General features: G+C 67.9%; 21 protein-coding genes. 5 read left to right on the top strand and 16 right to left on the bottom strand.

The window, feature by feature from the left end; translation table 11 throughout:
• Positions 1-162: 162 nt before the first annotated feature.
• From ACTIGJ_RS18150 to ACTIGJ_RS18130, 5 genes are all read left to right on the top strand, one after another.
• Positions 163-591, top strand: a complete 429-nt coding sequence (locus ACTIGJ_RS18150) for a pilin (RefSeq protein WP_439641738.1) — start codon at positions 163-165, stop codon at positions 589-591.
• Between the two features lie 108 nt (positions 592-699).
• Positions 700-2,700 (top strand): O-antigen ligase family protein, encoded by a 2,001-nt coding sequence (locus tag ACTIGJ_RS18145; RefSeq protein WP_439641737.1) that lies wholly within the window; start codon positions 700-702, stop codon positions 2,698-2,700.
• A gap of 65 nt (positions 2,701-2,765) precedes the next feature.
• Entirely contained in the window at positions 2,766-3,914 is a 1,149-nt protein-coding gene (locus ACTIGJ_RS18140; protein ID WP_439641736.1) for a hypothetical protein, read from the top strand.
• A 159-nt stretch (positions 3,915-4,073) separates the two neighbouring features.
• Positions 4,074-5,807 carry a type IV-A pilus assembly ATPase PilB gene (pilB, locus tag ACTIGJ_RS18135; RefSeq protein ID WP_439641735.1) on the top strand — a complete coding sequence of 578 codons (1,734 nt, stop codon included), beginning with the start codon at positions 4,074-4,076 and terminating at the stop codon, positions 5,805-5,807.
• A 127-nt stretch (positions 5,808-5,934) separates the two neighbouring features.
• A complete protein-coding gene (locus tag ACTIGJ_RS18130; RefSeq protein WP_439641734.1) occupies positions 5,935-7,158 on the top strand; it encodes a type II secretion system F family protein in 1,224 nt (407 codons plus the stop codon).
• Between the two features lie 63 nt (positions 7,159-7,221).
• Here ACTIGJ_RS18130 and ACTIGJ_RS18125 read toward each other — a convergent pair whose 3' ends face one another.
• From ACTIGJ_RS18125 to nrdR, 16 genes are all read right to left on the bottom strand, one after another.
• On the bottom strand, positions 7,222-7,497 hold the full coding sequence (locus ACTIGJ_RS18125; protein ID WP_439641733.1) for a hypothetical protein: 276 nt from the start codon (positions 7,495-7,497) through the stop codon (positions 7,222-7,224).
• Positions 7,498-7,751: 254 nt separating this feature from the next.
• Positions 7,752-8,639, bottom strand: coding sequence for an SDR family oxidoreductase (locus ACTIGJ_RS18120; protein WP_439641732.1), 888 nt, complete (start codon positions 8,637-8,639; stop codon positions 7,752-7,754).
• 102 nt (positions 8,640-8,741) lie between these two features.
• Entirely contained in the window at positions 8,742-9,686 is a 945-nt protein-coding gene (locus ACTIGJ_RS18115) for an electron transfer flavoprotein subunit alpha/FixB family protein (RefSeq protein ID WP_439641731.1), read from the bottom strand.
• A 26-nt stretch (positions 9,687-9,712) separates the two neighbouring features.
• On the bottom strand, positions 9,713-10,459 hold the full coding sequence (locus tag ACTIGJ_RS18110) for an electron transfer flavoprotein subunit beta/FixA family protein (RefSeq protein WP_439641730.1): 747 nt from the start codon (positions 10,457-10,459) through the stop codon (positions 9,713-9,715).
• Between the two features lie 41 nt (positions 10,460-10,500).
• Positions 10,501-11,148 (bottom strand): carbonate dehydratase, encoded by a 648-nt coding sequence (can, locus tag ACTIGJ_RS18105; protein WP_439641729.1) that lies wholly within the window; start codon positions 11,146-11,148, stop codon positions 10,501-10,503.
• Between the two features lie 41 nt (positions 11,149-11,189).
• The gene (locus ACTIGJ_RS18100) at positions 11,190-12,848 is read right to left on the bottom strand and encodes an electron transfer flavoprotein-ubiquinone oxidoreductase (RefSeq protein WP_439641728.1); all 1,659 of its coding nucleotides are present in this window, start codon (positions 12,846-12,848) and stop codon (positions 11,190-11,192) included.
• Positions 12,849-13,031: 183 nt separating this feature from the next.
• Positions 13,032-13,565: a phosphatidylglycerophosphatase A family protein gene (locus ACTIGJ_RS18095; RefSeq protein WP_439641727.1), complete on the bottom strand. Its 534-nt coding sequence runs from the start codon at positions 13,563-13,565 to the stop codon at positions 13,032-13,034.
• A gap of 66 nt (positions 13,566-13,631) precedes the next feature.
• The gene (locus ACTIGJ_RS18090; protein WP_439641726.1) at positions 13,632-14,543 is read right to left on the bottom strand and encodes an extracellular catalytic domain type 1 short-chain-length polyhydroxyalkanoate depolymerase; all 912 of its coding nucleotides are present in this window, start codon (positions 14,541-14,543) and stop codon (positions 13,632-13,634) included.
• 283 nt (positions 14,544-14,826) lie between these two features.
• A complete protein-coding gene (gene murI / locus ACTIGJ_RS18085) occupies positions 14,827-15,627 on the bottom strand; it encodes a glutamate racemase (RefSeq protein WP_439641725.1) in 801 nt (266 codons plus the stop codon).
• Positions 15,620-16,612: a thiamine-phosphate kinase gene (thiL, locus tag ACTIGJ_RS18080; protein WP_439641724.1), complete on the bottom strand. Its 993-nt coding sequence runs from the start codon at positions 16,610-16,612 to the stop codon at positions 15,620-15,622. Before thiL ends, murI begins: the two co-directional genes overlap by 8 nt.
• Positions 16,613-16,615: 3 nt before the next feature.
• On the bottom strand, positions 16,616-17,098 hold the full coding sequence (gene nusB / locus ACTIGJ_RS18075; protein WP_439641723.1) for a transcription antitermination factor NusB: 483 nt from the start codon (positions 17,096-17,098) through the stop codon (positions 16,616-16,618).
• Positions 17,082-17,618: a 6,7-dimethyl-8-ribityllumazine synthase gene (gene ribH, locus ACTIGJ_RS18070; RefSeq protein WP_439641722.1), complete on the bottom strand. Its 537-nt coding sequence runs from the start codon at positions 17,616-17,618 to the stop codon at positions 17,082-17,084. The genes nusB and ribH overlap by 17 nt, the downstream gene beginning before the upstream one ends.
• 21 nt (positions 17,619-17,639) lie before the next feature.
• Positions 17,640-18,800, bottom strand: a complete 1,161-nt coding sequence (gene ribBA / locus ACTIGJ_RS18065) for a bifunctional 3,4-dihydroxy-2-butanone-4-phosphate synthase/GTP cyclohydrolase II (protein ID WP_439641721.1) — start codon at positions 18,798-18,800, stop codon at positions 17,640-17,642.
• Complete coding sequence (locus ACTIGJ_RS18060) at positions 18,797-19,405, bottom strand: riboflavin synthase (RefSeq protein ID WP_439641720.1); 609 nt, start codon at positions 19,403-19,405, stop codon at positions 18,797-18,799. The genes ribBA and ACTIGJ_RS18060 overlap by 4 nt, the downstream gene beginning before the upstream one ends.
• 2 nt (positions 19,406-19,407) lie before the next feature.
• Positions 19,408-20,478: a bifunctional diaminohydroxyphosphoribosylaminopyrimidine deaminase/5-amino-6-(5-phosphoribosylamino)uracil reductase RibD gene (gene ribD / locus ACTIGJ_RS18055; protein ID WP_439641760.1), complete on the bottom strand. Its 1,071-nt coding sequence runs from the start codon at positions 20,476-20,478 to the stop codon at positions 19,408-19,410.
• 20 nt (positions 20,479-20,498) lie between these two features.
• A complete protein-coding gene (gene nrdR / locus ACTIGJ_RS18050; protein WP_439641719.1) occupies positions 20,499-21,092 on the bottom strand; it encodes a transcriptional regulator NrdR in 594 nt (197 codons plus the stop codon).
• Positions 21,093-21,300: the final 208 nt, after the last annotated feature.

The raw sequence follows: 21,300 nt of genomic DNA, 5'->3' as shown, positions 1-21,300 counted from the left end.
GGATCGGCCACGGCGTGTCAGTCGCCACCGGTCGCCGCTTGTAGAGCCACCCTGATTTTTCTCGCTTTTTCTCGCCCGTCGCGAGTGGCACAGCGGTTGCTCCCCGTTCGTTGCGCAGCATCCCGAATCCGCCGTTCCTGCCTACACACCCGGAGCACACCCATGAAGAAGGTCCAGCAAGGTTTCACCCTGATCGAACTGATGATCGTCATCGCGATCATCGGCATCCTCGCCGCCATCGCCCTGCCGGCTTACCAGGACTACGCGAACCGCGCCAAGGTCAGCGAAGTGGTCGTCGCGGCCGATGCCTGCAAATCGGCGGTCACCGAATCGTTCGCCTCGTCGGGCGCGCTGCCGGCAAATATTTCGGCAGCCGGCTGCGTCAGCGACACGACCAGATATGTTGAAAAGCTGGAGGTTGCGAATGGGGTTATCACCGTAACGGCGCAGGGTACCGGGCAGCCCACAATTGACACTAAGACGCTGGTCTTTACGCCGACTGCTTCGAGCAGTGGCACGCTAACCTGGGCCTGCAACGCCGCCGCCGGCTCCACGATCCCGGGCAAGTACCTGCCGCAGGCCTGCCGCTGATCGGAACAGCTCAGGCCGGCTGAGCGGATTCCGCGGCCAGCCTGAGTTGCACTTTCGCGAGAACGCCGCCGTCAAGGCGGCGTTTTCGTTGGTTCTCCGGAGCGCGCCGTGACACCTGCCACCTATCCTGCATCGGCCCTGCTGCTGGCACTGGCGATGGCCGCCGCGCTGCGGCATGTCGGCGGCCCTGAAACCGTTTCGCTGGCGCTTGCCCTGCTGCTGATGCTGGCACTGCTGCTGCCGACGACTGCGCGCGAGGACGGCGGGGTGGTGGCCGATACGTCGCCGACAGTGCCGGTGACGCTGGCCAGCGGCAGCCTGCTGGCCTTGTCGGCCTGGCTGCTGCTGATGCCGCGCTTCAGCGAACTGCCCGGCACCAGCGCGACGGTCGGCTGGATCATCGCGGCGCTGCCGCTCGGCTACCTGGCCGCGCAGCGCTTCCGCGATGCCGCCGACTGGGAGGCCGCCCTGTCGCTGCTGCGGGTGGTGGCGACACTGGTGCTGGCGATCGGCCTGGTCGATTTCCTGCTGCTGCGCAGCCGCCCGTTCTCGGTGTTCGAGGACGTCAACGCCTTCGCGGCGTTCTGCAATGTCTTCGCCGTCACCGCCATCGCCGGGCTGGAAACGCGCCGCCGCGCTGACGGCCTGGGCCCGGCGCTGCGCTCCGGCACCGCCGCCTTCGCGCTGCTGGCGCTGGCCTGCCTGGCCGCCACCGCCTCGCGCGGCGGGCAGCTGAGCTTTGCGCTCGGCATCACCGTGCTGGGGCTGCTGCTGATCCGCCGCGATCGCCGCGCGTGGACGACGCTGGCGGCTAGCCTGCTGGCCTTCGTCGCGCTGCTGGCGCTGATCGCGCCGCTGCAGCAGCACACCAGCGCACTGTCCCGACTGGCCGCGATCGAGGGCGACGGCTCCACGCGCGACCGGCTGGAAATGCTCAAGTCGACCTGGCGGATGGTCGAGGACGGCCCGTGGTACGGCAGCGGGCTGGGCACCTACAAGATCCGCTACCTGATGTACCGCAGCCCGGACGAGCAATCGACGACCGGCGATCTCGCCCACAACGATTACCTGCAGATGCTGGCCGAGGGCGGCCCGCTGCTGGCCGGCCTGCTGGTGCTGCTGGGCCTGAGCGCGGTGGCGGCGGCTATCCGGCTGTGGCGCAACGCGGCCGGTGGTGCAGCCACTTTCGGCGAAGCAGCCGGCTGGGTCGCGGCGCTGGCCTGCCTGTTCGGTCACGCAGCGCTGAATTTCATTTTCTACGTGCTGCCGCTGTCGCTGCTGGCGGGGCTGGCGCTCGGCCGGCTCGATGCGCTGCGCGACGATGTTGCCCGGATCGATCCGGGCCGTTACCTGTCGGGGCCGATGCAGCGGACGCTGATCGGCGTGCTGGCCCTGTGGCTGGCCGGCACGCAGGGCCTGCAGGGCGTCTATCAGGCGATGACCACCGGCCGCTGTCCGTTGCGCCTGTGCACCCAGCTGGCCGGCGACGAGCCGTTCTTCGGCCGCTACTCGGCGCTGCTGGTGGCCACCCAGCCCGACTACCTGCCGGCCCGCGAATGGTTGGTCAACGCCTACAGCGCGGCAGCCGACAAGCCGGCGGCAGCGCCCCCGGCGCGCGCGGCCGCCGCCCGGCAGGCCGCGCAGGAACTGGCCGAGCAGATCGCCCGTTTCCCGGCGGTGCCCTACCTGTACCGCGATCTCGCCAGCCTGCTGATCCGGCATCCGGATGCAGCGGCTGCGCTGCCGGCCGGCATCGAACGCCAGCCGATCGCCCTGCTGCGCGAAGCGGTACGGCGCAATCCGCTGGACATGCGCGCCCGCACGATGCTGGCCGAGCGGCTCGATGCCGATGGCCAGACAGCAGCGGCGTTCACGCTGCTGGACGAGGACGGCATGCGCTGGTGGAACGTCCAGGCCCTGCCGGACAGCGGCCGCATCGAGCTGCTGAAAACGGCGATCCCGCTGGCGCTGAAGCTGCGCCGCTGCAGCGATGCCGCCGAGATGGCACGCGGGCTGGCGGTGTTCCAGCCGGGCGAACCGCTGGCACAGCCGATCGCCGGGGACGGGCCGGACTGCGACCCGCCGGCGACACCCGCCGCGCCGCACTGACCTGGCTTGCGTCGCTGTTTCGTCACCGGCTACGGTCGCTTCATCTCCCGATTCCGGTCCGCCCGATGAGCGCCACCGTCACCCCGCTTCCCGATGCCGTTCCAGCGCCCGCCCTGCCGGCCGCACCGAAGACCGGCTTTGCCCAGACGCCCGGCTATCTGTTCGGTCCGTGGACCGATTTCTTCTGCCTCGGCGGGGCGACGCTGCTGATCATCCCGTGGTTCGCGCTGCTGCCGGACGACTGGAAGCAGTATGCGGACGTGCTGGTGATCACCACGGCGATCGCCCACTTCATCAACAACCCGCACTTCGCGCATTCCTACCATCTGTTCTATCGCGGCTTCACCGAGCGCGGCTTCTCCGCCGAATACCCGCGCGAGTGGCGCATCCGCTACCTGATCGCCGGTGTGGCGGTGCCGCTGGCGCTGGTCGGCTTCTTCCTGTGGTGCCTGCTGACCAAGAACGCGCGCGCGCTGGGCTTGAGCGTCAACCTGATGTTCTTCACCGTCGGCTGGCATTACGTGAAGCAGGGCTACGGCATGCTGATGCTGGATGCCGTGCTGAAGCGGCGCTTCTTCGACGAGCGCGAAAAGCGGCTGCTGCTATGGAACGCCTACGGCGTCTGGTTCCTGTCGTGGCTGCTCGGCAACGCCATGGCCTACAAGGCCGACTACTGGGGTATCGCCTACTACACGTTCGCCACGCCGGCGCCGATCCTGACCGCGCTGGAAGTGATCGCCGGCCTGAGCTCGGCCGCCGTGCTGGCGATGCTGGGCCGGAAGTGGTGGCTGACCCGGCAGCTGCCGCCGATCAATGGCCTGGTCGGCTACGCGGTGGCGCTGTACCTGTGGCTGCTGTACCGCGATCCGGTGCTGACCCTGGTGTTCCCGGCGCTGCATTCGATCCAGTACATGATCGTGGTCTGGCGTTACGAGCTGAACTACCAGCAGGCCCAGACCGGCGGCACCCGCCAGCCACTGCAGTTCGGCGCGAGGATGGCGATCTTCTACACGCTGGCGCTCGGCCTCGGCTATCTCGGTTTCTGGATGGCGCCGAAATGGCTGGCGACCGTCGCGCCATCGCTGATCGCAGGGGTTGGCGACTACGCCTTCCTGCTGGCGGCGTGGATCTTCATCAACGTGCACCACTACTTCCTCGACAGCGTGGTCTGGCGCAAGGGCAATCCGGAAACCGGCCGCTACCTGTTCCGCTGACACTCGGCCAGCGCGGTGCGGAATCGGTCAGAATCCGGCGGCGGCACGCGCCGGCGCGACACGGCACTGGCCGCGCCGGCACCGCCGGTGTAGCGTCCGGCAACCGGCCGCACGGCGCACCGAGTGCGCGAAAGGGTCCATCGTTTCAAGGCGAGATTCGTGGTCACCAACGTCCAGAGTGTTCCGTTCAGCACCTTCATCGGCGGCCTGCCGCGGCGCCTGATCAACGACGGCCTGCTGACCGAGGAACAGGCGCGCGAAGCGCTGGGCAAGGCCGCCAAGACCGGCTCCCATTTCGTGTCGGTGGTCGTCGAATCGAAACTGATCAACGCCGGCCGGCTGGCCGAAATCGCCAGCATCGAGTTCGGCACACCGCTGATCGATCTTTCGACCTTGACCATCGAAGCGCCGCTGGCGCGCGAGATCAACGAAAAGCTGATGCGCAAGCATCACGTGCTGCCGATCTACAAGCGCGATCGCAAGCTGTTCGTCGCGTTGTCCGATCCCACGCGCCTGCAGGCGCTGGACGAGGTCAAGTTCGCCACCGGCTATCTGGTCGAAGGCATCCTGGTGGAGGAAGACAAGCTCACCAAGGGGATCGAGGCCGCGGTCGCCGCCGTGCAGGCCACGGCGCTGCAGGGCGGTGACGAGGATCTGGAGAATCTCGAAGTCGAAGGCGGCGAAGCCGATCCGGCAGCGGACACGGGCACCGGCGGCGATACCGACGACGCGCCGATCATCCGCTACGTCAACAAGGTGCTGATCGACGCGATCAACCGCAGCGCCTCCGACATCCACTTCGAGCCCTACGAGAAGAAGTACCGGATCCGCTATCGCATGGACGGCGAACTGCGCGAGATCGCCACCCCGCCGGTGCAGATGGGCGGCCGCCTGGCTGCGCGCCTGAAAGTCATGGCGCGGCTCGATCTGGCCGAACGCCGGGTGCCGCAGGATGGCCGCATCAAGCTGAAGCTGTCGGTCAACAAGGCGATCGATTTCCGCGTTTCCACCTGCCCGACCCTGTGGGGCGAAAAGGTGGTGATGCGTATTCTCGATGCCTCCAGCGCGATGCTCGGCATCGACGCGCTGGGCTACGAACCGGACCAGAAGGAGCTGTACCTGAAGGCGCTGTCGAAGCCGCAGGGCATGATCCTGGTCACCGGCCCGACCGGCTCCGGCAAGACCGTGTCGCTGTACACCGGCCTGAACATCCTCAACACCGACGACTGCAACATCTCCACCGCCGAGGACCCCTGCGAAATCAACCTGCCGGGGATCAACCAGGTCAACGTCAACGTCAAGCAGGGCCTGACCTTCGCCGCTGCGCTGAAGGCCTTCCTGCGCCAGGACCCGGACGTGATCATGGTCGGCGAGGTCCGTGATCTGGAAACCGCCGAGATCGCGATCAAGGCGGCGCAGACCGGCCATCTGGTGCTGTCGACCCTGCACACCAACGATGCGCCGCAGACCCTGACCCGCCTGCTGAACATGGGCGTGCCGGCCTACAACGTGGCGAGCTGCGTGACCCTGATCATCGCCCAGCGTCTGGCCCGCAAGCTGTGCAAGTTCTGCCGCCGGCCGGACCGGGTGCCGAAGGAAGAGCTACTGCGCGAAGGCTTCACGCCGGAGCAGATCGCCGCACCGGGCTTCACGCTGTTCAAGGCGGTGGGCTGCGACCAGTGCAACGGTGGCTACAAGGGCCGTACCGGCATCTACCAGGTGATGCCGGTCACCGAGTCGATTTCGCGGGTGATCATGGAAGGCGGCAATGCCATCGACATCGCCGACCAGGCCCAGCGCGAAGGCATCCGCACGCTGCGCCAATCGGCGCTGCGCAAAGTGCTGGACGGCACCATCGACCTGACTGAAGCGAATCGCGTCACGACCGATTAGCGGTATTCTTCAAGCCGTTTTCCAGCGCTGTCCGTTGCCCGGCAGGCGCTGGATGCAAGAGCCGAAATCGTGCCGCCGGCGCGTCCGCACGCCTTGCTGCGGCGTCGGCCACTCACCCGGAATGGCCATGGCAAGCGCGAACGCACAACCCAAGGATTCGACCTTCAAGTGGGAAGGCCGCGACCGCAAGGGCGCGATCGTGAAGGGCGTTTCCGAAGGGCCGAGCGAGGCGGCGATCAAGCTGCAGCTGCGCAAGCAGGGCATCAATCCGACCCGCGTCAACAAGCAGCTTTCGCTGTTCGGCAAGCAGAAGAAGCCGATCAAGGGCCAGGACATCGCCGTGTTCAGCCGCCAGCTGGCGACCATGATGTCGGCCGGCGTGCCGCTGGTGCAGTCGCTGGAGATCGTTGGCCGCGGCCACGCCAATCCGTCGATGGGCGAGATGGTGCTGGGCATCAAGTCGAACATCGAGGGCGGCGCCACGCTGGCGGAATCACTGGCCAAGTACCCGCGCCAGTTCGACGACCTGTTCGTCAATCTGGTCGACGCCGGCGAGCGCTCGGGCGCGCTGGAAGCGCTGCTCGACAAGATCGCCACCTACAAGGAAAAGACCGAGTCGCTGAAGAAGAAGGTCAAAAAGGCCCTGACCTACCCGGCGGCGGTGATCGTCGTCGCCTTCATCGTCACCGGCATCCTGCTGTACTTCGTCGTGCCGCAGTTCGCGTCGCTGTTCCAGGGTTTCGGCGCCGACCTGCCGGCATTCACCAAGATGGTGGTCGCACTGTCGGACTTCATCCAGGAAGACTGGTGGATGATCCTGCTGGGCGGCCTGGGCAGCTTCTTCGGCCTGCGCGAGGCGCATGTCCGATCACCGAAGGTGCGGCGCTTCACCGACCGGCTGATGCTGCGGCTGCCGGTGGTTGGCGACATCCTCTACAAGTCCGCCGTCGCCCGCTTCGCTCGCACGCTGTCAACCATGTTCGCGGCCGGCGTGCCGCTGGTGGAAGCGATGGAATCGGTCGCCAAGGCAGCCGGCAACATCGTGTTCACCGAAGCGATCCTGCAGATGCGCGACCAGGTGTCGACCGGCCAGCAGCTGCAGCTGACGATGCAGCAGAGCGGCCTGTTCCCGCCGATGGCGCAGCAGATGGTGGCGATCGGCGAGGAATCCGGCTCGCTCGACCACATGTGCGCCAAGCTCGCCGATTTCTACGAGGAGGAAGTCGATTCGCTGGTCGACAACCTGACCGCGCTGCTGGAGCCAATGATCATGGTCGTGCTCGGCGTGCTGGTCGGTGGCCTGGTGGTGGCGATGTATCTGCCGATCTTCAAGATCGGCCAGGCGATCTGAGCCGCCACCCGGTTCGATCGGACGCTGTGCGCGATCAATCGGCGCGCCGGACGCCGCCGCCGTCTACTGGTTGCGCTTGATCGACAGTCGCACTTCGGAGCGGCCGCCGAGATACCAGAACTCGTACTGCCGCCACGATACCTTCGGGGTATGCGGGCTGAGCACGATCTCCTGCTGCCGGTGGCGGGTGATCAGCAGGATGCGGGCGCGGGGAATGACGCGTCGGTCCGGCTCCGGGGTCAGCCACTTGTCGACCAGTTCGGTGACCAGCAAGGTCAGTCGCGCGTTCAGGTCGAACGGCACATCGGGCCTCAACGTGATGGCGATCTGTGTGCCCATGAAAGGCTCCGGCGATGGCAGCAGGCTGTTCGTATATTCGCGTATCGATGGGCGTCCGTCACCCGCCTTCTCTACCGCAAGAACCCCGCCGGGCAACCGTGGATCGGCCGGTCGCCACTACTGCAGTGCGGACAGCAAAACGTGAGTGCTGCGCCGTGTCTCGCGACGCGACACGTCGTTGCGAATCGTCGCCATAGAACGATGATCGCTCCTCATCGCGCCCCGATTCGCACCGCGATCCATCGCCGCGCCACTCACGCTTCGTCGTGGGCGCTGTACTCGCCGATCGCCGCCGGTTTCACCGCCCGGTGGAAGCCTTCGAACGGCCGGGTGTTGCCATTGCCGGCCAGCGGAAACGCTTTCGGCGACAGGCTGGTGCCGCCGTCGATCCGCAGGCAGGTGCCGGTCACGAAGGCAGCGGCCGGCGACAGCAGGTAGACGATGGCGCTGGCGACTTCGCTTTCGGTGCCCATCCGCTTCAGCGGTGCGACGTCCGCCATCTTCGAGATCACCTCGGCGCGGAAACGGGCGTCGTAATGATCCATGCCGCTCGAGGCGATGTAGCCCGGCGCCACGGCATTCACCCGGACACCAGCGGCTGCCCATTCCAATGCGGCGGTCTCGGTCAGATTCATCATTCCGGCACGCGCCGCACCACTGTGCGCCATGCCGGGCATGCCGCCCCACATGTCGGCAATCATGTTGACGATCGCCCCGCCGTGGGCCTGCATGCTCTGCAGGTAGACCTCGCGGCTGATCAGGAAACCGCCGGTGAGATTGTTGGCAACCACCGCGTCCCAGCCCTTCTTGCCGATGCTCGCCAGCGGCGCCGGATACTGGCCGCCGGCGTTGTTGACCAGCCCGTGGATCACGCCGTGCTCGGCGACGATCGCCGCCACCGCCGCCTTCACCGCCTCCTCGTCGCGGATATCGAAGCTGGCGCAGCTCGCCGTGCCTCCGTCCTCGCGGATCTCGGCGACCGTGCGGTCGAGCTTGTCCTGCTTGCGGCCGGTCAGCACCAGTCGCGCGCCCAGCGCCGCCAGTTCATGCGCGGTGCAGCGGCCGATGCCGGAACCGCCGCCGGTGACAACGATGGTCTGCCCCTTGAACAGGTCCTTCGCGAAGATCGACTGGTACGCCATGTGGGTTCCTGCTGCGGAAAAGACGAAGGCCGGTTGCCCGGCCTTCGTGGATCAGCGTTGCGGACCGTTCGGTCCGGTCGGGCCGATGAGCCCTGGCGGCCGTTAGGCCTTGGCTTCGAGTTCCGGCACCAGCTGGAACAGGTCGCCGACCAGACCGTAGTCGGCCACTTCGAAGATCGGCGCTTCCGGATCCTTGTTGATGGCGACGATGGTGCGGGCGTCCTTGATGCCGGCCAGATGCTGGATCGCGCCCGAGATGCCGATCGCGAAGTACAGCTCCGGCGCGATGATCTTGCCGGTCTGGCCGACCTGCATGTCGTTCGGCACGTAGCCCGAGTCCACCGCGGCGCGCGAGGCGCCGACACCGGCCTTCAGCTTGTCGGCCAGCGAGTAGATGATCGAGAAGTTCTCGCTGGAACCCAGCGCACGGCCGCCGGAGACGACGCGGTTGGCCGACTGCAGTTCCGGACGCTCGCTCTTCTGGGCTTCCAGCTTCACGAAGCGGGTATGGGTCGGGATCGCGGCGTCGACGCTGATCTTCTCGACCGGCGCGGCGGCAGCGGCGGCGCCGGTGGCCTGGAACGAGGCCAGACGGATGGTCGCGACGATCGCCGGGGCGGCCGGCGCTTCGACGGTCAGGATCGCGTTGCCGGCGTAGATCGGGCGGTCGAACGAGGTCGCCGAATGCACGGCCATCACGTCCGACACCTGCTGCACGCCGAGCTTGGCGGCCACGCGCGGCAGGAAGTCCTTGCCGCTGGTGGTGCCGGCGGCCAGCACATGGCTGTAGCCGCCGCTCTGGGTCAGGGCGACGATCTGCGGGGCGATGGCGCTGGCGACGTAGTCGTCGTTGCCGGCGCGGTCGACGACCAGCACCTTGGCCACACCGTCCAGCGCGGCGGCCTGGGCGGCGACGGCCGCGCCGTCGTTGGCGAAGATGGCAACGTGGATGTCGCCGCCGATGGCCTTGGCGGCGTTGACGACCTTGGCGATACCGCTGTTCAGCTTGCCGTCGGCGTGCTGGCCGATGACGAGAATCTTGCTCATGGAAATCTCCTAATGGGGGAAGACGGTTAGATCAGGCCCTTGGCCTTGAGCGCGGTGACCAGCTCGTCGACCGTCTTGACCATCACGCCCTTCGAGCGCTTCGGCGGGTTGGCCGTCTTCACCGACTTCAGGCCGGCGGTGGCGGTGACACCGAGGTCGGCGAGACCCACCACTTCGATCGGCTTCTTCTTCGCCTTCATGATGTCCGGCAGCTTGAGATAACGCGGCTCGTTCAGGCGCAGGTCGGTGGTGATGATGCCCGGCAGGTCGAATTCCAGCGTTTCGAGGCCGGCGTCGACTTCACGGGTGACCGTGGCCTTGCCGCCGTCGATTTCCACCTTGGAGGCGAACGTCGCCTGCGGCAGGTCGAGCAGCGCTGCGACCATCTGGCCAGTCTGGGCGGCGTCGTCATCGATCGCCTGCTTGCCGAGGAAGAACAGGTCCACGCCTTCCTTCTTGAACACAGCGGCGAGCGCCTGCGCGGCGGTCAGCGGCTGGATCTCGTCGTCGACCTTGACGTGCACGGCGCGGTCGGCACCGAAGGCCAGCGCGGTGCGCAGGGTTTCCTCGCACTTCGCGCCGCCGACGGTCACGGCGATGATTTCGGTCAGCTTGCCCTTTTCCTTCAGGCGCACCGCCTCTTCCATCGCGATCTCGTCAAACGGGTTGACGCTGTGCTTCACACCGTCGACCACCACGCCCGAGCCGTCCGGCTTGACCTGGATGCGAACGTTGTAGTCGATCACTCTCTTGACGCTGACCAGTGCTTTCATCTTCTCTCTCTAGCGAACCACAGTAGTTGATTGACAGTTCTTCAAGCGCCTTCGCCGAACAGGCCATCCCTGCGCAGCTGGTTGAACTCGGCCACGCTGCCGATGCTGACGCCGGTCTCGTGGATCAGGCCGTCCTTCAGGCCGTAGACCCAGGCGTGCACCTTGACCGGCTGGCCGCGCTCCCAGGCGTCGCGGATGATCGTCGTTTCGCAGACGTGCGCCGCCTGCGAGATCGCGTTGAACTCGCACAGCAGGTCGCCGCGCTTGACCGCGTCAGGCTCCGCATCGAGCTTGCCGCGATAGCGCTCGATGACATCGCGAACGTGCTGCAGCCAGTTGTCGGCCAGCCCGACGCGGGTGCCGTTGAGCGCCGCCAGCACACCGCCGCAGCCGTAATGGCCCACCACCAGGATGTGCTTCACCTTCAGCACGTCGACCGAGTACTGCAGCACCGACAGGCAGTTGAGGTCGGTATGCACGACCACGTTGGCAATGTTGCGATGGACGAACACGCCGCCCGGCGGCAGGCCGATGATCTCGTTGGCCGGCACGCGGCTGTCGGCGCAGCCGATCCACAGGTATTCGGGCACCTGCTGCTTCGACAGCCGCTCGAAGAAGCCCGGCTGGGCTTCCTCGATGCTGCGCGACCAGGCGCGGTTCTGCTCCAGCAGTTTCTTCAGTTCGGGCATGTGCTGCTCGCGATCGGGCTGTTACAGGACGGGGCGGCAGATTACATCGCGGCGTAGTTCGGGCCGCCCGAACCTTCCGGCGCGATCCAGGTGATGTTCTGCGCCGGGTCCTTGATGTCGCAGGTCTTGCAGTGCACGCAGTTCTGGGCGTTGATCTGGAAGCGCTTGTCGGCGCCCTCGCCGATCACTTCGTAGACGCCGGCCGGGCAGTAGCGCTGCGCCGGTTCGTCGTACAGCGGCAGATTCTTCGCGATCGGGATCGTCGCGTCGGCCAGCTTCAGATGCACCGGCTGCTCTTCCTCGTGGTTGGTCGAGGACAGGAACACCGACGACAGCTTGTCGAAGCTCAGCTTGCCATCCGGCTTGCGATAGGCCGGCTTCACGCTCTGCGCCGCCGGCTTCAGCGTGGCGTGATCGGGCGTGGTGTCATGCAAGGTCACCGGGATCTTGCCGCCGAACAGGTTCTGGTCGACCCAGTTGAAGGCGCCGCCGAACAGGACGCCGAACTTGTGGATCGCCGGACCGAAATTGCGGCTGCGGTACAGCTCGTCGTACAGCCAGCTGGCCCGGAAATCGGTGGTGTAGCCGGTCAGCTCGTCACCGCCCTCGGCACCGGCCAGCAGCACCTTGGCGGCCGCTTCGGCGGCGAGCATGCCGCTCTTCATCGCCGTGTGGCTGCCCTTGATCTTCGAGAAATTCATGGTGCCGAGATCGCAGCCGACCAGCACGCCGCCCGGGAAGCTCATCTTCGGCAGCGAGTTGAAGCCGCCCTTGGCGATCGCGCGCGCGCCGTAGGAAAGCCGCGTGCCGCCTTCGAGGTGCTCGGCGATCTTCGGGTGATGCTTGAAGCGCTGGAATTCGTCGAACGGCGACAGATAGGGGTTCGAGTACGACAGGTCGACGATCAGGCCGACCGCCACCTGGTTGTCCTCGAGGTGATACAGGAACGAGCCGCCAGTCGCTTCCGAGCCGAGGCCCAGCGGCCAGCCGGCACCGTGGATGACGAGGCCGGGCTGGGCCTTGGCCGGATCGACTTTCCAGAGTTCCTTGATGCCGATGCCGTAATGCTGCGGGTCGGCGTCCTTGTCGAGCTGGAATTCGCGCAGCAGGCGCTTGCCGATGTGGCCGCGGCAGCCTTCGGCGAAGAAGGTGTACTTGGCGCGGATTTCCGGACCCGGCGCGAAGTTCTCGGTCTGTTCACCGTGGCGGTCAACGCCCTTGTCGCCGATGGTGATGCCCTTGACCACGCCGTCTTCGATGATGACGTCCTGGGCGGCGAACTCGGGAATGATGTCGACGCCGAGACCTTCTGCCTGCGCACCCAGCCAGCGCACCAGCTTCCCGAGGGAAATGATGTAGTTGCCTTCGTTGTGCATCGGCTTCGGGACGAACAGGCCGGGCAGCTTCACGGCCGCCGTCTCGCTGCGGAACAGGTAGATGTCGTCGCGCACGACCGGCGTTTCCAGCGGCGCACCCAGCTCCTTCCAGTTCGGGAACAGCTCGGTCAGCGCGCGCGGCTCGAACACCGCGCCGGACAGGATGTGGGCACCGACTTCCGAGCCCTTCTCGACCACACAGACGGAAATCTCGCCGCCCGCTTCGGCCGCTTTCTGTTTCAGGCGGCAGGCTGCGGACAGGCCGGCGGGGCCGGCACCGACGATGACAACGTCGTACTCCATCACATCGCGTTCAACGGACATGGCGCACTCGAAGGACCAGGAAAACGGGACAATACTTTACCGTATTGTAACGCGGGTATTGCACTGCACCATCCCACGCGGCTCCAAGCGGGATGGTCTATGTAGTACGGTACCATATCAATATGCCGGACGCGGCAGCGACCCTTCCGGACCGGAAGGCGCAGCCTTGCAGCCGGCCTGCCATCAGCCCGCCAGCACCAGGCCGAACGCCAGCACGGCAGCGGCAAACAGTCCGGCCACCAGGTCGTCGACCATGATGCCGACGCCGCCCTGCAGGCGCCGATCAAGCCAGCCGATCGGCCAAGGCTTCCAGATGTCGAAGATCCGGAACAGCACGAAGGCCGCCGCCAGCCCGGCCGGCAGCCCGTGTCGGTTCAGCGCGAACGCCGGCAGCAGCGGCGTCGCCGCCACCACGTAGCCGACGATCTCGTCGAACACGATGCCGCCGTAGTCGTGCACGCCCAGCTGCCGCGCCGAGGCGCCGCACAGCCAGCAACCGAACAGGCTCAGCGCCAGCAGCAGCACCACGAAAGCCGGCAGCGGCATCGCCATCATCGCCAGAAACAGCGGGATGCCGACCAGCGTACCCGCCGTGCCGGGCCCTTTCGGCGCGAGCCCGGTGCCGAAGCCGAACGCCAGCAGATGGACCGGCGAGCGCAGGATCACCGACGCGGCCGGTCGCCAGGCGTGACGGGCGGATGGCTGCGGGCCGCTCATGCCGGACCCGGCATCGCCGGCCACAGCGCCGCATTCGGACGACCGGCGATCAGCACGGGAACCGGCTCAGCGGCGGTAGCTACGCACGAACAGCCACAGCAGGCCGGTGGCCTGGATGTCGCGCGTGGTGACGCCGAACAGCGAGGCTTCGCCGCCGGGCCAGGCGTGGCCACCGCCATTGATGGTGAACAGTTCCAGACGGGTGTCGCCACGGCAGCCGCCGTAGACGGTGCGCGTCACGCGGGTGCCGTCGGCGGCCCGATCGGGCAACTGCGCCGAGACTACCGGCCCGTCGCAGCCCTGCTGGCCGGCCCAGAACGCCATCGTGCCGTCCGCCGAACGCTGACCGTTCGGCAGCTCGGGAAACACACCGTTGTAGGCGACGATGAGGTCGGCGGTGCCGAGGAAGTACAGCTTCGGCCGCTGAACGCTCGGGCTGGCGCAGGTGGCGACCATCGGATTGCGCATGGTCGCGGCATCGACTGCGAACGCCGCGATCTTGTCCGGCAGGCTGCAGGCCAGCCGCTGGGTCATGAAGCCGCCGCTGGAGAAACCGGTCGCGTAGATCCGCTGCGGGTCGACGCTGCCCTGGGCGACCAGCGTATCGATCAGCTGCGAGATGAACTGCACGTCGTCGTCGCGGCTGCTCACCTGGTCATCGTTCCAGCCACCGGCCTGCGCCTGAGGCAGCACCACCCAGAAGCCCTGGGTCAGCGCGTAGTCGGAAACGTTGGTGGTGTTGGCCATCGTTTCGGATGAGGTGAACGACGGATGCAGCATCACCAGCAGCGGCGGATTGGACAACGCCGCCGCCGGCCGCAGCAGCACATAGCGACGGCTGACGCCGGCAACGGTGATCGTCTGCGAGGTCGCCGTCGTGCCGACCGCGATGCGGATCGGGGCAAAGCCGGAAGTGGTGTTCTGCTGCGCAATCGGCGTGCTGGTGTTGAGGAAGCCGCTGACCGGATCGATGGTCACCGTCGGCTCCGGTCCCGGCGTCGGCCCTGGGCTCGGGGTTGGACCTGGGCCCGGCCCCGGACCTGGCCCGGGTCCCACGTCGACCGCCGAACTGCCGTTGCAGGCCACCAACATGGCCACGATCGACGCGGCGAAGATCACTTGCAAAGATTTCACGCCCTACCCCTGAACAGTTCTGGTGATGCCGCGCGGGTCCATCAACGGCGCGCGGTCTGGAGGCACAACAACAGGCGCGGTCCCCGCCGCCTGCGAAACGGAAGCGCGCAACGGTACTGCATTGTGCTCAGCTACCCAATGGCTGCGCCGCCAGTGGCGCACCCCACAGTCGACTGCCGACGGCGCTGATCTGCCCCGGATCGCCACTGGTGTACCAGCGGCGGGCAGCAGGCTGCAGCCCGCTGGCCGAGGCAGGCGGCGGCGCGGCAGGCAGCAGGCTGTCGACCCGCCGCGCCACCGCCTCGCCAGTATCCAGCAGGGTCACCCCCGGCCCGACGAGGTCCGCCAGCGTCGCGCGCAGGAAAGGGTAATGCGTGCAGCCCAGCACCAGCACGTCGGCACCGGCGGCGACCAGCGGCTGCGCGTAACGCGCCAGCAGTGCGCGGGTCTGCGGGCCATCGAGATCGCCGCGCTCGACCTGCTCGACCAGCCCCGGGCACGGCTGGGTGATCACCCGGACGGTGCCGCGATGCCGGTCGATCAGCCGATGCAGCTTGTCGCCGGCCAGCGCCGCGCCGGTGGCCAGCACGCCGATCACGCCGGAACGGGTGGCCGCCACCGCCGGCTTCACCGCCGGCTCCATGCCAACGAACGGCACCGAGTAATTGGCGCGCAGGTATTCCACCGCCGCGATGGTCGCCGTGTTGCAGGCCACGACGATCAGCTGCGCGCCCTGCCCCAGCAGGAACTCGGTGATCGCATCGGCGCGGGCGATGATCTGGTCGGCCGGCTTGTTGCCGTACGGACAATGGCCGGAATCGGCGACATAGAACGTCGACAGCGCCGGCCGCCGGGCCACGATCTCGCGCAGCACCGACAGGCCGCCGAGCCCGGAATCGAAGACGCCGATCAGGCCCGGCTCAGCCATGGGCGGCGGCCGACTCGAAATGCCGATAGCCGTGCTGCGGACCGGCGATCACCTGCCCCGCGCGCTGCCAGCGCAGGCCAGGAAGGTCATCGATGCAGCCGATCACGGTCAGCCGGCAGCCGCTGGCGGCCACCGCCGCCTGCGCCTCCGCGAGTTGCGCCGGCGGCAGGCAGACGCAGAGTTCGTAGTCGTCGCCACCGGCCGCCTGCAAGGCCAGCCGCTGGTCGTCCTCGGCCTGCTGGGCGAAAGCGTTCGACATCGGCAGAAGGTCGGCGTCGATCACGGCGCCGACGCCGCTGGCGGCCAGCAGGTGGCCGAGATCGCCGGCCAGGCCGTCGGACAGATCGATCGCTGCCGTCGCCAGGCCGCGCAGCGCAAGCCCGGCGGCCACTCTCGGCGTCGGACGGTCCAGCCGCGCGCGCAGCGCGGCGATGTCGTGGACGGTCTGGGCGCAGGCCGACGGCGCGGCCGGCGCCAGCCGCCGCAGGCCGAGTGCGGCATCGCCAAGCGTGCCGGTGACACAGACGACATCGCCGACCCGCGCGCCCGAGCGCCGCAGCGCCGTGCCGGCCGGTGCGCTGCCAACGGCGGTGACGGTGATCGAAAGCGCGCCGCGCGTGGTGTCGCCCCCGACCAGCGCGATACCGTGCGCCTGCGCCAGCGCCGCGAAGCCTTCGGTGAAGCCGGCCAGCCAGCCGTCATCCGAAGCCGGCAGGGTCAGCGCCAGCAGACACCACAGCGGCTTGGCACCCATAGCGGCGAGGTCCGACAGGTTGACCGCCAGCGCCTTCCAGCCAATGTCGGCTGCGGCGGTCTGCAGCGGGAAATGGCGGCCGGCCACCAGGGTGTCGCTGGTCATCAGCAGCTCGTGGCCGGGCGGCGGCGCGAGGATCGCCGCATCGTCGCCGATGCCCAGCCGGACGCCCGGCGCGCCGGCCGGCGTCAGGCCGGAAAAATGGCGGCGGATGAGTGCGAACTCATCCATCGCTCAACCGGCGGCGTTGATCTCGTGCACCCGCGTCTGGCGGGCGATCTTGTCGAGCACGCCGTTGACGAACTTGTAGCCGTCCTCGGCGCCGAACACCTTGGCGAGATTCACCGCCTCGTTGACGACCACGCGGTACGGCACTTCCGGCCGGTGGTTCAGCTCGAACGCGCCCATCAGCAGCACCGAGTACTCCACCGGGTCGAGCTGGTTCAGCGGCCGGTCGAGGTGCGGCACGATCTGGGTGGTCAGCACCGCCGCCTCGTTGACGGTGCCGTGCAGCAGCTCGCCGAAGTACTGCGGATCGGCGCGGCCGAAGCCGTCCGGCATCTCGCGGAACTCCTTGATCAGCGTGTCCGGCGCGGTCTGGTTGAGAATCCACTGGTACAGCGCCTGCACGGTCAGCCGGCGGGCGAGGCCGCGACGGCTGGTCGGATGAACGCCCTGCCCGGCCTGCGGGCTACCCGGCTCAGCCACCGACTTCATCCAGCAGCGCGATCATTTCCAGCATCGCGGCTGCCGCCTCGTAGCCCTTGTTGGTCTTGCCCGGTTTGCAGCGTTCGAAAGCCTGCTCGGCGGTGTTCACCGTCAGCACGCCGAAGCCGAGCGCGGTCTTGTAGATCTGCGAGGCCTCGCGCAGGCCGCGCGAGCATTCGCCGGCCACGAAATCGAAGTGCGGCGTGTCGCCGCGGATCACCGCACCAAGCGCCACCACGCCATCGAACTGGTCGCTGTCCATCAGCGCCGACACCGCCAGCGGCAGCTCGAAGGCGCCCGGCGCATGGAAGTGCCGGACGTTGGCCGGCGCCACGCCCCAGTCCTTCAGGCACTTGACGACACCCTCGGTCAGCGCATCGACGATCTCGACATTCCAGCGCGTCTTGATGATGGCGATCCGCTTGTGGCGGAAGCGGCCCTTCTCCGGCTTCGGCGGGGCGGCATAACCGCTCTTGTGCGCGCTCGGGGCGGCGGCGGACGGCGACTTCTTCGGGGCGGCTTTCGGCACGTAATGGCTCTGATGAATGATTTACTGGGTGTGAACGTATTCGACGACTTCCAGGCCGAAGCCGGACAGCGCCTGCATGCGGTACGACGAGCCGGACAGCACGCGCATCCGGCGCACGCCGAGGTCGATCAGGATCTGCGCGCCAATACCGTAGGTGCGCAGGCTCTGGGCGTCGTCGCTGCTCGCCGCCGCCGGGCTGGCGGGCGTGGCGTGCGGCGTCGATAGCGCCAGGATCTGCTTGACCAGATCGCGCGGCGATGCAGTCTTGCGCAGCAGCACGACGACGCCGCTGCCTTCCTCGGCCACCCGCTGCAGCGCCTTGCGCAGCGGCCAGGAGAAATCCGGGTGCTCGACGCACAGCACGTCGGACAGGATGTTGCCGACATGGACCCGGACCAGCGTCGGCCGATCGGCCTCGACGTTGCCACGCACCAGCGCCAGATGCAGGGTGTTCTCGACCGCGTCCTGGTAGGTCACCAGCCGGAAATCACCGAACTCGGTGCGCACCGTGGTTTCGGCGACCCGCTCGATGGTGTGCTCGTTGTGCAGGCGGTAGCGGATCAGGTCGGCGATGGTGCCGATCTTGAGATTGTGCTCGCGGGCGAACACTTCCAGATCCGGCCGGCGTGCCATCGTGCCGTCGTCGTTGAGGATCTCGACGATCACCGACGCCGGCTCCAGTCCGGCCAGACGGGCCAGGTCGCAGCCCGCCTCGGTATGGCCGGCGCGGGTCAGCACGCCGCCCGGCTGCGCCATCAGCGGGAAGATGTGGCCGGGCTGGACCAGGTCTTCGGGGCGCGCATCGGCCTTCACTGCCGCCCGCACGGTGACCGCGCGGTCGTGCGCCGAAATGCCGGTGGTGACGCCCTGGGACGCCTCGATCGACACCGTGAACGCGGTCTGATGCAGGTCATCGCCATAGGCCACCATCGGCGGCAGGCGCAGCTGGCGGCAGCGGTCGGCAGTCAGGGTCAGGCAGATCAGGCCGCGACCGTAGCGGGCCATGAAGTTGATGTCTTCCGGCCGGCAGTGCACGGCGGCCATGATCAGATCGCCTTCGTTCTCGCGATCCTCGTCATCCATGATGACGACCATCTTGCCGGCCTTGATGTCGGCGATGATCTCCTCGGTCGAATCGAGGCCACGGCCCCGCGCGTCGGCGATCGGCTGGACCTTACTCATGATGCGGACTCACTGCGGGCCTCCAGCAGGCGTTCGAGGTAGCGGGCGATCAGGTCGACTTCGAGGTTCACCGCATCGCCGGGGGACAGGCCGCCGAGCGTCGTGTTTTCCCAGGTATGCGGCACGATGTTGACCTCGAACCGGCACTTGTCGACCGCGTTGACCGTCAAGCTTACTCCGTCGATCGCCACCGAGCCCTTGCGGGCGATGTAGCGGGCGATCGCCGGCGGCGCTTCGAAGCCCAGCCGCCACGAGCGGGCATCGACGTGCTTGTCGACCAGATGGCCGACACCATCGACATGACCGGACATCATGTGGCCACCGAGCGGCTTGTGCGGCGTCAGCGCCCGTTCCAGATTCAGCCGGGTGCCGACCTGCCAGCGGCGGGCGGTGGTGGCATCCAGCGTTTCCACCGAGACATCGGCGACGAAGGCCTTCGGCGGCAGCGCCACGGCGGTCAGGCAGACGCCGTTGCTGGCGATCGAATCGCCCAGATTGACGCCGTCGAGATAGCCGCCATCGGTAGCGATGGTCAGGCGGACGTCGCCGCCGACGGCTTCGATGCGATCGATGCGCCCGAGCGCTTCGACGATTCCGGTAAACATGGCTAGCCATTCCTGCCCGCGATGCGGGCGGTGATTTTGAGATCGGGGCCGAGCAGTTCGGCCGAGGTGAATTGCAGCGCGATGTGGTCGGCCAGCCGCTCCAGGCCGGGCAGTTCGGCCAGCCCGCGCGCCGCGCTGCCGAGCAGCTTCGGCGCCGCGTAGACCACCAGTTCATCGACCAGCCCGGCGCGCAGCAGGCTGCCGGCCAGCTTCGGCCCGCATTCCGCCAGCACTTCGTTGACGTCGCGCGTGGCGAGCCAGGCCAGCGCCGCCGGCAGCGACAGGCGATCGTCGGCCTCGAGCGGCACGGTGGCGACCTCGACGCCGGCCGGCGCCTGCACGGCCGCTGCGGTCAGCCAGAACCGTCGCGCGGCGCCGTGCCAGACCCGTGCCGATGCCGGCACCCGGCCACGGCTGTCGAGCACGATGCGGTCCGGCTGGCGCCAGCCTTCCGCGTCGGCCTGCGGCAGACGGACGCTGAGTTCGGGCTCATCCGCCAGCACGGTGTCGCTGCTGGTCAGCACGGCGCCGGCTTCGGCGCGCAGGCGGTGCACGTCGGCGCGCGACTCGGCGCTGGTGATCCAGCGGCTTTCGCCACTGGCCATCGCGGTACGGCCGTCGAGGCTCATCGCCAGCTTCAGCGTGACGAACGGCCGCCGGCGCTCGATGCGCGACAGGAAGCCACGGCTCAAGGCGCGCGCCTCGGCTTCCAGCAACCCGGATTGGCAGGGGATGCCGGCCGCGCGCAGCTTCGCGAAACCGGCGCCGGCGACCTGCTCGAAGGGGTCGCCGACGGCGGCGAACACCCGGCCGACACCGGCGGCGATCAGGGCATCGGCGCAGGGCGGCGTGCGGCCGTGGTGGGCGCAGGGCTCCAGGGTCACATAGGCATCGGCGCCACGGGCGCGCTCGCCGGCCATGCGCAGCGCGAACACTTCGGCATGCGGTTCGCCGGCTCGCTGGTGCCAGCCTTCGCCGACGACCTCGCCGTCGCGCACCAGCACGCAGCCGACTCTCGGATTGGGCTGGGTGGTGCACTTGCCGCGTGCCGCGAGCGCCAGCGCGCGGCGCATGTACGACGGATCAGGAGCGCTCACTTGACCCGCTTGGTGGCTTTGGCGGGCTTGTCGTGTTCGGCCGCCAGCCGTTGCGCCGGCGCCGTCTGGGCGGCAGCCGCAGCGGCTGCCTGATCGGTCTCGATCAGCAGCATCTGGCTGCGCCGGGCTTCCGGCGTCGGCAGCTGTTCGAGGCGATTGATTTCCTCGCGGAAAGCATTGACGTCGGAAAACGCGCGGTAGATCGACGCGAAGCGGACGTAGGCCACATGGTCGAGATCGCGCAGTTCGTCCATCACCCATTCGCCGATCCGCATCGACGGCACTTCGCGCTCGCTGACGGCGCGCACACGGCGCATGACGTTCTCGATCGCGTGGTCGACCTTTTCCGGCAGCACCGGCCGCTTGAAGATCGCGTGCTCGATGCCACGCCGCAGCTTGTCCTCGTCGAACGGCTCCGGCGTGCCGCTGCGCTTGAGCACATACGGCATTTGCAACTGGGCGCGCTCGAAGGTCGTGAAGCGGGCGTCGCACTGCGGGCATTCTCGACGCCGGCGGACCTGGGTGCCGTCCTCGAACAAGCGCGAGTCGATGACCCGGGTGTCCGGCGTCTTGCAGAACGGGCATTGCACGGCCGCCGCCTCAGAGCGTCGGAGACCGGCCGCCGCGCTGCGCCGCCGGCATCGCCTAGGCCGCCGCCTTGCGCGCGGCGGTGTAGACCGGGAAGCGGGCGGTCAGCTTCGCCACGTCGGCGCTGACCCGAGCGATCACGCCGTCGAGGTCGCTGCCGGCCGCCATCGCGTCGACGATGTCGGCGATCCAGGTCGCCACCTGCACCAT

Origin of the sequence: Nevskia sp. (assembly GCF_051860985.1) — a bacterium.
GTDB lineage: Bacteria > Pseudomonadota > Gammaproteobacteria > Nevskiales > Nevskiaceae > Nevskia.
The sequence above is the reverse complement of the archived record's forward strand: the minus strand, read 5'-3'. Positions and strand labels throughout refer to the sequence as shown.

Bases quoted from the DNA above. Each gene is read 5' to 3' on its own strand.
- thiL (WP_439641724.1), bottom strand. From the start codon at position 16,612: ATGGATGAGTTCGCACTCATCCGCCGCCATTTTTCCGGCCTGACGCCG.
- ACTIGJ_RS18115 (WP_439641731.1), bottom strand. From the start codon at position 9,686: ATGAGCAAGATTCTCGTCATCGGCCAGCACGCCGACGGCAAGCTGAAC.
- ACTIGJ_RS18140 (WP_439641736.1), top strand. From the start codon at position 2,766: ATGAGCGCCACCGTCACCCCGCTTCCCGATGCCGTTCCAGCGCCCGCC.
- ACTIGJ_RS18150 (WP_439641738.1), top strand. From the start codon at position 163: ATGAAGAAGGTCCAGCAAGGTTTCACCCTGATCGAACTGATGATCGTC.
- ACTIGJ_RS18120 (WP_439641732.1), bottom strand. From the start codon at position 8,639: ATGGCGTACCAGTCGATCTTCGCGAAGGACCTGTTCAAGGGGCAGACC.
- can (WP_439641729.1), bottom strand. From the start codon at position 11,148: ATGCCCGAACTGAAGAAACTGCTGGAGCAGAACCGCGCCTGGTCGCGC.
- ACTIGJ_RS18100 (WP_439641728.1), bottom strand. From the start codon at position 12,848: ATGTCCGTTGAACGCGATGTGATGGAGTACGACGTTGTCATCGTCGGT.
- ribBA (WP_439641721.1), bottom strand. From the start codon at position 18,800: ATGAGTAAGGTCCAGCCGATCGCCGACGCGCGGGGCCGTGGCCTCGAT.
- ACTIGJ_RS18125 (WP_439641733.1), bottom strand. From the start codon at position 7,497: ATGGGCACACAGATCGCCATCACGTTGAGGCCCGATGTGCCGTTCGAC.
- ACTIGJ_RS18095 (WP_439641727.1), bottom strand. From the start codon at position 13,565: ATGAGCGGCCCGCAGCCATCCGCCCGTCACGCCTGGCGACCGGCCGCG.
- ribD (WP_439641760.1), bottom strand. From the start codon at position 20,478: ATGCGCCGCGCGCTGGCGCTCGCGGCACGCGGCAAGTGCACCACCCAG.
- ACTIGJ_RS18130 (WP_439641734.1), top strand. From the start codon at position 5,935: ATGGCAAGCGCGAACGCACAACCCAAGGATTCGACCTTCAAGTGGGAA.
- ACTIGJ_RS18110 (WP_439641730.1), bottom strand. From the start codon at position 10,459: ATGAAAGCACTGGTCAGCGTCAAGAGAGTGATCGACTACAACGTTCGC.
- ACTIGJ_RS18060 (WP_439641720.1), bottom strand. From the start codon at position 19,405: ATGTTTACCGGAATCGTCGAAGCGCTCGGGCGCATCGATCGCATCGAA.
- nusB (WP_439641723.1), bottom strand. From the start codon at position 17,098: ATGAAGTCGGTGGCTGAGCCGGGTAGCCCGCAGGCCGGGCAGGGCGTT.
- murI (WP_439641725.1), bottom strand. From the start codon at position 15,627: ATGGCTGAGCCGGGCCTGATCGGCGTCTTCGATTCCGGGCTCGGCGGC.